General features: G+C 43.6%; 14 protein-coding genes and 2 pseudogenes. 5 read left to right on the plus strand and 11 right to left on the minus strand.

What is annotated here, in order from left to right; translation table 11 throughout:
- The 6 genes and pseudogenes from QTO00_RS06420 to QTO00_RS06445 form a co-directional block, all read right to left on the minus strand.
- Positions 1–310 (minus strand): response regulator (locus QTO00_RS06420; RefSeq protein WP_331423739.1); only part of this gene is annotated, 310 nt, incomplete at its 3' end.
- Entirely contained in the window at positions 285–1,739 is a 1,455-nt protein-coding gene (vxrA, locus tag QTO00_RS06425) for a sensor histidine kinase VxrA (RefSeq protein WP_443088902.1), read from the minus strand. The genes vxrA and QTO00_RS06420, both read right to left, overlap by 26 nt.
- 151 nt (positions 1,740–1,890) lie before the next feature.
- Positions 1,891–3,109, minus strand: a pseudogene (locus QTO00_RS06430) (NAD(P)(+) transhydrogenase (Re/Si-specific) subunit beta).
- Positions 3,110–3,122: 13 nt separating this feature from the next.
- Positions 3,123–4,673, minus strand: a complete 1,551-nt coding sequence (gene pntA, locus QTO00_RS06435; RefSeq protein WP_331423740.1) for a Re/Si-specific NAD(P)(+) transhydrogenase subunit alpha — start codon at positions 4,671–4,673, stop codon at positions 3,123–3,125.
- A 300-nt stretch (positions 4,674–4,973) separates the two neighbouring features.
- Positions 4,974–5,249 (minus strand): HlyU family transcriptional regulator, encoded by a 276-nt coding sequence (locus QTO00_RS06440; protein WP_038208325.1) that lies wholly within the window; start codon positions 5,247–5,249, stop codon positions 4,974–4,976.
- Positions 5,250–5,269: 20 nt separating this feature from the next.
- Positions 5,270–5,635, minus strand: a complete 366-nt coding sequence (locus QTO00_RS06445) for a late competence development ComFB family protein (protein ID WP_038208321.1) — start codon at positions 5,633–5,635, stop codon at positions 5,270–5,272.
- A gap of 216 nt (positions 5,636–5,851) precedes the next feature.
- Here QTO00_RS06445 and QTO00_RS06450 point away from each other — a divergent pair, with 216 nt between their 5' ends.
- Positions 5,852–7,087 (plus strand): GGDEF domain-containing protein, encoded by a 1,236-nt coding sequence (locus QTO00_RS06450; RefSeq protein ID WP_331423742.1) that lies wholly within the window; start codon positions 5,852–5,854, stop codon positions 7,085–7,087.
- A gap of 43 nt (positions 7,088–7,130) precedes the next feature.
- On the opposite strand, the gene QTO00_RS06455 is transcribed toward QTO00_RS06450, so the two are convergent.
- Positions 7,131–8,063, minus strand: coding sequence for a GGDEF domain-containing response regulator (locus QTO00_RS06455; RefSeq protein WP_331423755.1), 933 nt, complete (start codon positions 8,061–8,063; stop codon positions 7,131–7,133).
- 223 nt (positions 8,064–8,286) lie between these two features.
- On the opposite strand from QTO00_RS06455, the gene QTO00_RS06460 reads away from it, so the two are divergent.
- Entirely contained in the window at positions 8,287–8,724 is a 438-nt protein-coding gene (locus tag QTO00_RS06460; RefSeq protein ID WP_331423743.1) for a DUF3069 domain-containing protein, read from the plus strand.
- A 53-nt stretch (positions 8,725–8,777) separates the two neighbouring features.
- Here QTO00_RS06460 and modC read toward each other — a convergent pair whose 3' ends face one another.
- The 4 genes from modC to QTO00_RS06480 are packed head-to-tail and all read right to left on the minus strand — an operon-like array spanning position 8,778 to position 12,805.
- Positions 8,778–9,884, minus strand: coding sequence for a molybdenum ABC transporter ATP-binding protein ModC (gene modC, locus QTO00_RS06465; protein ID WP_331423744.1), 1,107 nt, complete (start codon positions 9,882–9,884; stop codon positions 8,778–8,780).
- Entirely contained in the window at positions 9,877–10,572 is a 696-nt protein-coding gene (gene modB, locus QTO00_RS06470; RefSeq protein WP_331423745.1) for a molybdate ABC transporter permease subunit, read from the minus strand. Before modB ends, modC begins: the two co-directional genes overlap by 8 nt.
- A gap of 8 nt (positions 10,573–10,580) precedes the next feature.
- Positions 10,581–11,336: a molybdate ABC transporter substrate-binding protein gene (gene modA, locus QTO00_RS06475; RefSeq protein WP_331423748.1), complete on the minus strand. Its 756-nt coding sequence runs from the start codon at positions 11,334–11,336 to the stop codon at positions 10,581–10,583.
- Positions 11,337–11,338: 2 nt separating this feature from the next.
- Positions 11,339–12,805, minus strand: coding sequence for a cobyric acid synthase (locus tag QTO00_RS06480; protein ID WP_331423750.1), 1,467 nt, complete (start codon positions 12,803–12,805; stop codon positions 11,339–11,341).
- Between the two features lie 173 nt (positions 12,806–12,978).
- Between QTO00_RS06480 and QTO00_RS06485 the strand changes: the two genes are divergently transcribed.
- The 3 genes and pseudogenes from QTO00_RS06485 to QTO00_RS06495 all read left to right on the plus strand — a co-directional run.
- On the plus strand, positions 12,979–13,353 hold the full coding sequence (locus QTO00_RS06485; protein ID WP_331423752.1) for a YgiW/YdeI family stress tolerance OB fold protein: 375 nt from the start codon (positions 12,979–12,981) through the stop codon (positions 13,351–13,353).
- 97 nt (positions 13,354–13,450) lie between these two features.
- A complete protein-coding gene (locus tag QTO00_RS06490; protein ID WP_038208296.1) occupies positions 13,451–13,969 on the plus strand; it encodes a hypothetical protein in 519 nt (172 codons plus the stop codon).
- Positions 13,970–14,178: 209 nt separating this feature from the next.
- A pseudogene (locus QTO00_RS06495) lies at positions 14,179–14,375 on the plus strand (sensor domain-containing diguanylate cyclase); the annotation flags it as partial.

The raw sequence follows: 14,375 nt of genomic DNA on the forward strand, positions 1-14,375 counted from the left end.
CTGCAAATGGCTTAGTAAGGTAATCATTAGCGCCAGCGTCTAATCCAGAAACTTTGTCTTTTACCGTGACAAGTGCAGTCAATAAGATCACTGGCACATCTTTGATCTTTTTCCATTCAACGAGATGATCAACTGAGTCACCATCAGGAAGCTGACGATCCAAAATAACTAGATCGGCTTGATCCCAGTACTGAGCAACATCTGCTATGGTCTCTGAGTGGAAGCACTCGTACCCCGCTTGCTCTAAGCTAACTAATAGCCCGTCAGCTAAGTTTTTATCGTCTTCAACTAGAAGCAGTGTCTGTTTCACAAGGAATCTCCAAAATAAACGATGTTGGAGGACCAATTAGCGACATCTTGCCACCCATTCGCCCAACCATGGATTCAACAATAGTTAAACCAAGACCAAGTCCGCTTTTACTCACAAAGGGCTTTCTTAGTTGGCGCCAATCTTTTGCCGACAACTGCCCTTGATCTTGTACTTTAACCGTAATCTTGTTTGTAGTGGTAGTAACATCTAATACCACTGGAGCAACCCCATACTTAATGGCGTTGCGAATTAAATTGTCGATACAAGTGCCAAGCCAATAGACGTTCAATTTGGCGGCGACATCTTGATTAATCGTAAATCTAACTTTGTTGTTAAACTCTTCTTCAACTTTGAACTCTAACCAGTCTTTAACTGATGGCACCCAGTCACTGGCTAGAGGCTTATTATCTGACTGAAGGTAATCCTTACTTGCCTCAGCTAGCTGGCGAAGCCTACGCGAATCTTCACATAAACGTCGAAACTCATCGTAAACAGATTCAGGGAGATGCTCAAACTCTCGGCGGAACCCTTCGACGGTTAGCGATAAACTGGCAATTGGTGTCCTCAATTCATGGGTTAGGATCTGCAAGATCAACATCCTACTTTTCATCTCTTGTCGCTTGGTGTTCCAGCGATAGATAGACCAACCGATCACCAATAGTATGTTGGCAATAACCAACACAACCATACTAATACGCAAAATATCTGAGTGATCAACAACGTCCCAACATAGGTTACCGCGTTGAACAAAACAGCTGTTTGAGCTGCTGCGCATGGTGAAAGTTAACCCAGCATCTTCAACGGCCTGCTTCCAAATGCTTTCAGGATAGATGAGGTAGTTGTCGTTCTTCCTAAGCCACAGTTCATTGCGCTCAATAAACATACTTGAGCCAGAAATCAAAGAGACGACCGCATCTTCGTTCATTCTTTGCAACCTACCGAGCAAAGTAGAATCAGACGCTAGAGGGCGCTCTTTTATGTGCATGTACTGCTGAAGCTGCTCAATAGACTCTGGGTATATTTGAACATATCGATTGGCATAAGTTCCGCCACCAGGATGAATCAATGCACTTCTAGCAAACCACTTCTCGCTTAGCTTATTGCCTTTACACATAGCTCGAGTAAAGACTAAGGGCTCTGTGATTAAAGGACTAAGCGGTAACTTGCCAGTACAGTTTTGCGCTAACCTGTACAGCCGTTGAATATCTTTGAGTGGATAAGCGGATGTTTGCGGAAGCATTGACTCTGGCGTAAGCAGACGCGTTGGATAATCAGATTGTAGGCTGCGAATATCGTATGAAACCGTCGCGTGCGCTTGATCGAAAAGATCTACAAACCTGTCGATACGCTCAGGTAAAGACTCTGCAGATGCGCTGCTTGAGATAATGGCGCAGCCAATGACGATCGCTTTTACTGTATTCTTAATCAATGCAAAAAATCATTAAATCAGTAAGTTATGATTTAGAGTAAAGTATTATGGCAAAAATATAAAACTGAAATGTAATATCAATGTCAGAAATGGTACTCACAAAACGAAAGAAGCCAGCAAGTTGCTGGCTTCGGTATCAATCAGACAGAGCTTATAGTGCTTTAAAGATATTCTCAACACTCTCTTTAGCATCGCCAAAGAGCATCTGTGTATTCTCTTTAAAGAACAGTGGGTTTTGTACCCCAGCGTAGCCTGTATTCATTGAACGCTTAAATACGATAACGTTTTGCGCATTCCAAACTTCAAGAACTGGCATACCAGCGATTGGGCTGTTTGGATCGTCTAACGCAGCTGGGTTAACAGTATCGTTGGCACCAATAACTAGAACCGTATCTGTTTCAGATAGGTCGTCATTGATTTCGTCCATCTCTAATACGATATCGTAAGGTACTTTCGCTTCAGCAAGCAGTACGTTCATGTGACCGGGTAGACGACCCGCTACTGGGTGAATACCAAAACGAACGTTGATGCCTTGCGCACGAAGTTTCTCAGTGATTTCGTGAACTGGGTACTGAGCTTGTGCTACCGCCATGCCGTATCCACATGATGTAAGACAGAATCGCACCAGACGAACCTACGAATGCACCTGTGATGATCAATAGGTCATTTGCAAGCATGAAACCCGCCGCTGCAGCAGCCCAACCCGAGTACGAGTTAAGCATAGATACAACTACTGGCATATCCGCACCACCAATTGAAGCAACCAAGTGATAACCGAATACAAACGCGATTAACGTCATCACGATCAATGCGAACATGCTGCCATCAACATTTACAAAGTGGATCATTAGTAGCGTTGAAACAACGATCGCAGCTAGGTTCCACTTATGCTTGTGTGGAATATTTAGTGGTGATGAAGAGATGATGCCGCGTAACTTACCGAACGCAACAACCGAACCTGTAAAGGTAACCGCACCGATAAACACACCCAAGAATACTTCTACTAGGTGAATGACGTGCTCAGCATGCGTCGCCGCTTCTGGAGCATCAAGGTAGCTGTTGTAGCCAACAAGTACCGCTGCCATACCAACAAAGCTGTGAAGAATTGCCACTAGCTCTGGCATCTCTGTCATTTCAACTTTCTTAGCGTAGTGGATACCAATCGCACCACCGATCACCATAGCGATGATTACCCAAATAAGGCCTTGCGACTCTGGGCCAAAGATCGTCGCGATCAAGGCGATCGCCATACCAGCAATACCGTAGTAGTTACCTGAGCGTGCCGATTCCTGTTTAGACAGACCTTTTAAACTCAAATAGAAGAAAAATGCAGCAACAATATAAGCTGCTTGTACTAATCCTGCAGACATTCCCTGTTACTCCTTAATCTTTACGGAACATTTCAAGCATGCGCTTGGTAACGGTGAAACCACCGAAGATGTTGATACTAGCGATCAGTACAGCGATAAAGGATAGAACCGAAACTACGGCATTTCCTTGACCGATTTGCAGTAACGCACCAACAACGATAATGCCTGAAATAGCGTTAGTTACTGACATTAGTGGAGTATGCAGTGCGTGAGTCACGTTCCATACCACGTAGTAACCAACCACACACGCTAAGAAGAACACAGTAAAGTGAGACAAGAACGCAGCTGGAGCCACTGAAGCGATCCAAGCGAACGCCCCCAAGCCAACAACCATTGCGCCAATTTTCTTAACTGGAGATGCTGGCTCTTCTGGCTTCGCTTCCTCTTTAGGTGCAGCTTGTGCTAGTTTTTGCTCTGGCTGAGCTGAAACCTGAATCGGTGGTGCTGGCCAAGTAACCTCACCCTCTTTGATTACCGTTACGCCGCGTAGAACAACGTCTTCGAAATCAATGTTGATGTTGCCATCTTTCTCTTTCGCTAACAGTTTAAGAAGGTTAACAATGTTTGTTGCGTATAGCTGAGAAGATTGAGTCGGCAAACGGCCTACCATATCGGTGTAACCAACGATCTTCACGCCATTTTCAGTTGTGATCACTTGGTCTGCCACTGTGTATTCACAGTTACCGCCGTTAGCCGCAGCTAGGTCAACAATTACGCTACCTGCCTTCATGCTATCAACCATCTCTTTGGTGATTAGCTTAGGCGCTGGACGACCTGGGATCAGTGCAGTAGTGATGATGATATCAACGTCTTTCGCTTGAGCTGCATATAGCTCTTCTGCTTTCTTGTTGAACTCATCTGACATCTCTTTTGCATAGCCATCACCTGAGCCTGAATCTTCTTTGAAGTCTACTTCTAAGAATTCAGCACCCATTGATTGGACTTGCTCTTTAACCTCTGGACGTACGTCGAATGCACGTACAATCGCCCCTAGACTGCCCGCAGCACCGATAGCCGCAAGACCTGCAACACCTGCACCAGCAACCAAGACTTTCGCCGGTGGTACTTTACCAGCAGCAGTAATTTGACCTGTAAAGAAGCGGCCAAACTCATGGGCAGCTTCTACGACTGCTCTGTAGCCCGCGATGTTTGCCATCGAAGACAACGCATCTAGCGCTTGAGCACGCGAAATACGTGGAACAGCATCCATCGCCATCACGTTAATGTTCTTGCTAGATAGCTTTTCCATCAATTCAGGGTTTTGAGCTGGCCAGATAAAGCTGATCAAACTCGCGCCATCTTTAATTAGCGCAATCTCATCATTTTCATCATCAGATAAAGGAGCATTGACCTTAAGAATGAGGTCAGAGGCCCAGACCTCTTCAGCGGAAACGATCTTTGCTCCAGCTTGTTCAAAAGCAGAGTCATCAAAACTCGCTAATTCTCCGGCTCCGCTTTCGATGTTTACTTCGAAGCCTAATTTTAATAACTGCTCAACCGACTTTGGCGATGCAGCCACTCGCGTTTCGCCCGCGAGTATTTCTTTTGGCACACCAATTTGCATTAGCTATTCCTTGACTATTCGCAACAATGATTATTCGTTTTTATCCAACGAATTTAGATACTTCAAGTGTTTTATCGCAAAAACACTAAATATCATTACTTATAACCTATGGTAATGGGCTATTTTGCTTACCAATTTGCCAGCAAACAATAGCTAGCCCTCGTGATAGGAGGTCAAACCAGTAAATTAAAAGCGCTGTAAAAACAAACAATTATATGACTAGCACATATAAAAAGAGCCATCAGAATAACGACTAATGGCTCTTAAAATCATGATGTCTATCAAATAGGAGAGAAACAACTAAAAAATGTTGTCACCCATTTGGTCAATGAACATTTGCGCTTTCTTCAACATAAATTCATCCGCATCACCTTTACTCGGTAACACATCAGAACGAATAAAGTGGTGCGTTTTCATTTCATCATCAAACTGCTTTGTTATGCGACCCGCAATACGATACTGTCCACCTTCGGGCTTCGCCTCTTGATAAATCAAGAAACCTTTATACTCTACTGGTTCCACTTCAGCATTTTGCTGCTTATCACTACCACCAAACAAGCGAGAAAAAAGTCCCACAAACTACTCCTTTGTATCTACTATTTTTTAGTTAAAATCGGCTTTTCGTACCACTCTAACTCAACATCATCATCAAACATCGGCTGTTTGCCAAGTATAACGAGCACTTCATCTTTCCGATTGGTTCTTCTGTCATCAATAATCATCGAAGTTGCAGCTTCAATCGCCGTAGCGGCATACTCTTTCAAAGTGACAAGACGCTCTTCGGGGAGCGCAGACAAAAAATCGATGTCGTGACGGATATAAACTGGTCTAAGTTGAGACAAGGCTAAACATGCTAAATCCGCTAATTGCTCATTATCAAAATTATTGACGTAGTCGTCTTTTGCTAGCTCTTGGCCAACTAATGTCTCCATGTAGTTGTGTACATCTACACTTATCTGCATATCATTAAACTCCTTCTAGGGACATTTGCTGTTAATTGTATGTTTTAAATAGTTAAAGCTTGCTATAAATTTGCGCGTTTGTGCGCCAAATTATGACCACTATCTAAACGTGACCCTAATTTTCACCTTTAAGTTTAGTAAAAGGCTTGGAAATTCATCAAATAAAAGTATTCTTAGGTGGTTACTCTATAACAAGATCACGCTAGGCTAGGATTAATGTCGTTTTCCATCGTCACCACAAATTGGTTTCGTTTGTCGTTGCCAATACTGTTATTGGCTTTTATTGCCTTCGGGATGAACAACGTCATCGCCCTTACTTACGCCAATCTAGGTGTTGTTTCAAAACTTCCATTCGTGTTATTTGCAATTACCATCGTCCTAGCCGATGTGTTCAAACAAAGCCGCATTGCTATGGTTGCAACAGCACTGCTGGTTGCTTATTGGGTGATTCAGGAAAGGCTACAAAGTCCATTGTCTTCAGGTACTACCATTCTTGAATTATCACTGCTCGCAGCGCTGCTACCAATCGCACTTGCCTCCGTTTACAGCTATAAAGATTCTGCGCTGTTTACGCGTGCTTTTGGTTTGTACCTATTCAAAATTGCTATGTTGGTACTTTGGTCATATCTGATCTTGACTTATTTTTATGACGGCGGCTTCGAAAACATCGACGATACCTACCTATTTACCCTACCCGAAATTTCCAAATTGCCCTTTATTCTCGTGGTGTTTCTTACCGCCATGGTATTGATCTATGCGATTTGCGTGCTCAACAGAAATGGTATTATTGATGTCGTTATCTATTCTGCGACGCTTCTAGCCGCGTCTACCTTTATTTTCTTCCACATCACCTACATCTCGAGCACTATGTTTTCGCTCGCCGGGATTTTGCTTTTGGTTTGCCTACTATCAGCAAGCTATGAACTGGCGTTTATGGATACCTTAACTGAGATCCCTGGGAGGCTTGCGCTCGAATCAGATTTAAAACATCTCGGCAGACGTTACACTGTAGCGATGCTTGATATCGACCACTTTAAATCGTTCAATGATACCTATGGCCACGACACGGGTGATGACGTTTTGAAGTTAGTTGCTTCCAAACTACAAACCGTGGGCGGGAAAGCGAAAGTATACCGTTACGGCGGAGAGGAATTTACCGTACTATTCAAGGGAAAGTACGCTGAAGATACTCGTGATCACTTGGAATTACTGCGAGCTTCAATTGAAAACTACAATATGGTACTTCGCAACCAAGACGCCCGTCCTAAAGACGATAAAGTTGGCTCTAAGAAACGTGGTGCAACAAAACAGCAAGACTACGTTAACGTTACCATCAGCATTGGTGTCGCCGACAGTACAGAGTCCAATAAGGTTTCAGAAGTCATCAAAGCCGCCGACAACGCTCTATACAAAGCGAAAAAAAGAGGGAGAAACAGAGTTTGTCTCGCCTAACTCGGAGACATAATCAATGGCTACGCGAATCTAACCTTTAGTTTCATTCCTCTATCACCCATTGATTTCTGCCGTTCACTTTAGCTTGATAGAGTCGTTTATCCACTTTAGAGTAGATCTCCTCAATTGCCTCTTTTCCCGTTGGGGTGAAGCTAAGCACCCCTTGTGACACTGTCACTAGATTTGAAACGTCACTGTACTCATGTGGTAAAGCAGCTTGCACCAGTGTCGATTTAATACGTTGGGCATTATCGATTGCTTTCTTTTCGTCGGCATGAGACAGCAGCACAACGAACTCTTCACCACCATAGCGTCCAACCTCCTCTCCACTTCGGCAAAACATACCTTTTAGAATAGAAGCAAGTTCAATAAGACACTTATCCCCTTGAATATGGCCGTAGTTATCGTTGTAGGGTTTAAAGCGGTCAACATCGAGTAAAATGATCGCCAATGGCAACCCATGACGGCCATGTAAGGTGATCATTTCCGACAGTTTCTGGTCCACGTAGCGTCTGTTCTTTACTTTAGTTAAGCCATCTTCTTGGGCTAACTTGGCTAGCTCTTCATTCGCTTTTGCAAGTGCTGCTGATTTCTGCTCGAGTGCACGACGCATAAACGCAATCCGCTGCATGGCAATAAGCTTGGAGTTAAGTACGATTTTGTCGACAGGTTTAATTAGATAGTCATCACCACCGGCCTCAATAGCACTTGCAATCATGGTTGGCTCGTCATGGCTACTTAAAAAGATGATCGGTACCCAATCTGGGTATAGTTCGCGAATTTTCTCCGAAACTTGAAAACCATTCATTTGTGGCATTGAAACATCGAGCAGCACCAGATCCGGCTCAAACTGAGCATAAAGCTTAAGCGCCTCCTCGCCTGAGCTCGCCATTTCAACAACATGACCTAATTGCTTCAATCGAATGGCAAGCTGAATACGTTCCATTTGGACATCATCGACCAACAGAATATTCATTGAAGAGCCCGTTACTTCCACTGTACCATTACCTTGAATCATCTTTATCGCTTAAAGTATTGATTGATTTAATTGCTAAGGATAAACCACAAAAAACAATTAAGAAATCACATGCTTAACAAAAGCATACTTCACCCTAACGCATTCAGCCATCTATGGTTGACATTTGGCGCTATTTTTTTACGATAGCTGCGATATACACACACTTTAAGAGAAATTATTAATGTCTGACGTTGATCAAACAGAGCAGAAAACAGTAGACCTAGCAGAAATTTCTGCTGAGCTTCGCCAAGTTATAGAGTTTGATGAAGTTCCAGAGGCGATGCACCTAATGGTAACGTCAATCCACGAAGTGTCTGAAGAGGCTGTCCGTGAATCTTGGGACGAACTGCCAGCGAGTGCACAGAATGTACTTGATAACTTTGAGCAATTTCATGCACTAGTGTCGGTTAGCCAAGCGTTCGCAGGTCTCAATGTGATGGAAGAATTTCCGGCTCTAGACCTTCCTAAAGACATGACTGAAGAGCAGAAAGAAGAGTATCGTGCAGAGTTACTTGACCAAGTGCTGCACAATTGTGTTAAAGACATGGTTAAACAAATCAAGAAGGCACGTCGTGACCCTATTCTAAAACGCGATTTCACCGACGTTTTCGCTAAATAATAGAGTGAAATAGAAACGCCGCACAATGCGGCGTTTTTTATGTGAAATCTTATTTAATGAGATAGAACCACATCTCTTTGAGTAACACTCACACCCTTAATCTGCACGTAAACATTCATGCCAATTCTAAGGCCCAGTTCATCTCTTGCCCAAGCAGTAATAGTGGCGACGAGATTACACCCTTGAGCCAGTTCTACCGTCACAGCAACACTAATCCTATCTTGGCTGTTGCCATGCATTTCAAGCTTTAAGATTTTGCCCGCTAATACATTTCGAATCGAGGTTTGCTTTGGCTGTTCAAGCATTAGTGATACGTCGTTTGAGCGCACTTGCAGTCGTACCGGAGAACCTGTCTCCCCTTCAACTTTTTGCACCCAAAGTGAAACGCTAGGCGCTAATTCAATCTTAGATAGTGCGTATTTGTCGCTGTGCTCCATCACACGACCTTCGAACAACGAGCTTTGTTCTGAAAAAGACTGCCAAGGTTTCATTGCACTTGAGCCCCACACCTCTTCTATAGAGCCTGAAGCGGCAATACTACCGTTATCGATCACAACAAGGTGATTAGCAAGCCTGAGGATTTCATTGAGGCTATGAGAAACATAGACGATTGGGATCATAACCGATTGCGACAAACGTTCTAAAAACGGCATGACTTCACGTTTACGCGGAAGATCAAGCGACGCTAACGGTTCATCCATCAACAGAATATCTGGTTTAGACAGTAGCGCTCGGCCGATCGCTACCCGTTGTTTTTCGCCTCCCGAGAGTTGATTCGGGTGACGTTTCAACAACTTTTCAAGTGCTAGCAAACTCACAATCTCACCAAAATGTTCTGAGTCGGTTTGTTTCACACCATAGTTAAGATTATGTTCAACATTAAAGTGCGGGAACAGGCGCGCATCTTGAAATACATAGCCAACATTACGCTTATGCACCGGAATATCAATACCTTGCGTTGAGTCAAACAATGTCTGACCGTCCAAGACCACTTGACCTGAGTGCGGTTTAGTCAGCCCAGCAATCACATTGATCAGTGAGGTTTTTCCGGCCCCAGAACGACCAAAAATCGCACTAATCCCGGTTTGCGGCAGTTGCAAATCAATATCAAACAGCACATCGCCGAGATTTTGCTGGTAGCAGATCACTATGTTACCCATTACTAGCCCCTAATCGTCGTGCGCTCTCTTTCGCTAGCCATTGTGATAACAACATTGAAGCTAGCGCTATCCCAATTGAAATAATGCATAGACGCATGGCTTGAGCTTCGGAACCAGGAGTTTCAATGAATGCATACATCGCCAGTGGAATGGTCTGTGTTTCTCCTGGAATATTTGATACGAAACTTATCGTTGCACCAAACTCACCTAAACTACGGGCGAAAGAGAGCATGGTTCCAGTAGTAATTCCGGGAATAGTCAGCGGTAAAGTAATAGTAAAAAAGATCTTTAGTGGTGATGCGCCAAGCGTCGCAGCCGCTTGTTCTAACTTACCATCGACACTTTCTAAGCTAAGCCTTATCGAGCGGACCATCAAAGGCAACGCGACAACAATACAGGCTAATACTGCCCCTTTCCAACTAAAAGAGAACACTAAACCAAACTGTTGATACAACCAATGACCAATCACGCCTTGTCTACCCATCGAAATCAGCAATAGATAACCAATAACCACTGGAGGTAGTACCAAAGGTAAGTGAATAATCGAATCAAGCAAGGTTTTACCATAGAACTGCTTACGAGCCAGCAACCACGCCAAACTCACCCCAATAGGGATTAGCCAAACAATCGCAAAAAAAGCGACCTTAAGGCTTAGCAGCAGCGCTTGATATTCATAATCTGTCAGCAAATTTCCCTCTACTCAGCTAGGCGTGAAAAACCAAAACGAGATAATAACTGCTGCGTTTGGTCCGAAAGCATATATTCAGCAAATTTTAACGTAACTGGCTGATTATTAAATACCGCCATTGGGTAAATAATTGCCGAGTGTGTATTGCTCGGCAGTGTGGCAACAATTTCTGTTTTCTCACTGAGCATAGCATCGGTTTTGTAAACAATACCTAAGGGGGTCTCTTTCCTTTCCACTAGCGTTAGCGCGACTCTTACGTTATTAGCAGGGGCTAAATGGTTTTTTACTTCGCTCCAAACACCAAGGCTCTGCAATGACTCCTTGGCATAAATACCAGCTGGAACCGCATTGGTTTGCCCAATAGCCAAGCGTAAACCATCTAAATTCGACGTCCACGAAGCGGCATTGTGAATTATCAATTCACTATCTTGATGTTTTGGCGCAACAACAACTAGCTCATTGGACGCAACATTAGTAACGTCGTCACTAGTCACTACCTGCTGTTGAATAAGGTAATCCATCCATTTTTGATTGGCCGAGATATAGATATCTGCAGGTGCACCTTGTGCTAACTGGCGAGCAAGAGAAGCACTTCCTCCATACACCGTAATGACTTCTACCTCATTACTCTCTTCAAACTTTTGTACAATGTCATTAACCACGTTGGTCATTGACGAAGCAGCATAAACACGAAGCTTTTCAGCATGAGAAGAGAGGCTTACGCATGATAAAACTGCTAGTAGGATAAAACGAATACGTTGCATACTTACCTTGATTCTAGCTCTGGCCATAGTTTGTTCAGATCGAGATGTTGCTCAATCGCATCCGCAATCCTATCAATGGCCAGCTGTTGATTTTTGCTATGGTCAACTTCAGTGATATCTTCGACACCCATCCACTGACAAATGGCAGCTACCGCATCTGAGTTATCAAAAATACCATGGAGGTAAGTACCAAGCACTTGATTACAATCACTGATGGTACCGTCAAGTGTTCCGCTGTTAAGTTTAATCAGAGCCTGTCCCGCTATTTGGCTAACGCCAGCGTGAATTTCATATCCACTGACGGGAATGTCTTTGCCATCTAAATGCATCATGCCGCTCACATTGGTAAGCGTTTTGTCCTCTTTCAGCTCCGTCTCTATATCCAGCAATCCAAGTCCTTGTGTAGAGCCAACATCACTTTCAACTCCTTGAGGATCATGAATGATCTTTCCAAGCATCTGATAGCCACCGCAGATCCCCATCACTTTACCGCCTAATCTCAAGTGGCGTTGAATATCTTGTTCCCAACCTTGACTGCGTAAGTAATCTAAGTCCGCCCTTACCGACTTAGAACCCGGCAAAATAATCAGGTCAGCATGATCAAGCCTTTCGCCTTGTCCGACATAACGAAGATTGATGTCTGGATTAAGCCTTAACGTGTCGAAGTCAGTATGGTTGCTGATTCGAGGGAACACCGGAACCACGACATTGAGCTTAGTCTTTTCACTGATTACTTGCTGAGCATTGATGGCATCTTCCGCTTCTAAGTCGAAGCCATGTAAATAAGGCAGCACGCCAATTACAGGCTTGCCTGTCTTTTGCTCCAACCAATCTAAACCAGGCTCTAACAATGAAATATCACCGCGAAAACGGTTAATCACAAAACCTTTTACTCGCGCTTGCTCGCTTTCAGACAGCAAAGCAAGTGTGCCATATAGATGAGCAAATACACCGCCGCGGTCGATATCAGCAACAATAATAACTGGAACATCGGCTTCTTCAGCGAAACCCATATTGGCAATATCGTTTTCTCTTAGGTTAATTTCCGCTGGACTTCCCGCCCCTTCAATCAGAACCATTTCATACTGCGATTGTAGAATTGAAAACGACTCCATAACAATTGGCATCGCGACCTTCTTGTAACTATGGTAACCAATCGCATCAACAGTTGTTGTCGCCTTCCCTTGCAAGATGACTTGTGCACCCATATCGGTGTTTGGCTTCAGCAACACCGGGTTCATATGAACACTTGATTCTATATTTGATGCCAGTGCCTGCACCGCTTGTGCACGGCCTATTTCTCCACCATCAAGCGTTACTGCGCTATTAAGTGCCATATTCTGTGGTTTAAAGGGCGCCACTTTAATTTTCTTTCTCGCTAACACGCGGCATAAACCTGCCACTAACACACTTTTACCGGCATCAGAAGTCGTGCCTTGTACCATTAACGCCTTAATTGTTGACTGCATTTTGGGTCTAAACTTATGTAAATCTCAGAGATACCGATAATAGTAACGGTAATTGGCCGATTTCCTCAACATTATGAATCGAATATGAACTTTCTACTCAGCATCAATTCAAACGCCACTTGCTTTAATGGACACACTTAATAACCAAGGTCCAACCTCAATAGGAAATTAACATGAAAAAATCGGTACTTGCTTCTGTTGCTATCCTCGCCGTATCACCAACACTTGCTTTAGCTAAAGATGGCCATGAACACCGCTTTATTGGCGTTCAGTATCACGGCCCTGTAGAACTATCATCCGTTGACACTCTCCTTGCCGATACCAGTATGTTCACAGAAAAGAATGTCGTCGTCGAAGGCGTACTGTTACGTCAAATCAAAGGCGATACGTTTGTGTTTTCCGATGGAAAAGGTGAAATCCAAGTTGAGCTTGATGACGACATACATATGGCGCAGCCGATTGATGACAAAACCAAAGTTCGTCTATTTGGTGAATATGAAGGGGGAAACACTCCAGAAATAGAGGTAGAACATATACAGATTTTGTAGTACTTCACCGTTTAGTCTCTGATATAATTGTGGTTTGGCTTGGTTATTGCAAGCTAAACCACAATAGTCAATTTTTTGTTGCGAGTCGGAGACTACATTGAAAAAACTCATTTTGGCCGGTGCAATTGCGCTAGCAGGGATCAGCACAACTACCCACGCAAATAACTTTAATTACAATTACTTCGAGGTTCGAACTGCGATTGGGCCAGAAATGATGGGGGCCGAATTCAGTACATTTTTCACTGAAAACACACACCTAATTGTTCGTGCCGACTCTCAATTCTCCAAAGATTATGATCTCGCGGGTGGTATTGGCTTTAACGGCCCAATTAATCAGTTTGCTGATATCTATGGCCAACTACTCGTCCACCAAGTTAAGTACACTGAAGAAGCTGGTGGTGAAAGTGAAACCAAACCTGAACTCAACGTCGGCATCCGCCTATGGCTAGCTGAGCAAATAGAAGCAACGGCGCGCCTAGGTCGCAATGACGACGCTTCTGTATTCCACGCTGGTGTACGCTTCCACTCTACTCAACAACTGTCACTGTCAGCAGAAACCAGAAATAATGGTTTATACGGTCCACAGATGACGATGTCTGTACGCTTTCAGTACTGATCAAACCCTTCATAGGCCCTGCTAATATGCAGGGCCCAAACGACTGCCAATATCTTCCATTTGCACCAGTATTGCTGCCAAATAGACATGTTGTTTCATTAAGATACGCTATTCTCATTGCGGCAATATTCAACCACGCTCACAGTAAGTTAAATGAGCATCTGCTAACATTTACGATTATTTAATGACTTAGTAGATACAATAGTCAAATGCGTCGACGTAGCTCGAAATTTATTGTCCAGTTTTTCACTGTTTTGTGCGTCTTATCGTTCGTACCCTTTCTTTATTTTTATAGCCAACTGTCTTCTATTGAACAGCAAACTCAACACTTTGTTGAACAACTTAACCGCAATAAGCTTGAATATTCAAAAGTCGAATTGCATACCTCGTTACAAAAGATCAGTGC

The sequence above is a fragment of the Vibrio sp. M260118 genome (genome assembly GCF_036533755.1).
GTDB lineage: Bacteria > Pseudomonadota > Gammaproteobacteria > Enterobacterales > Vibrionaceae > Vibrio.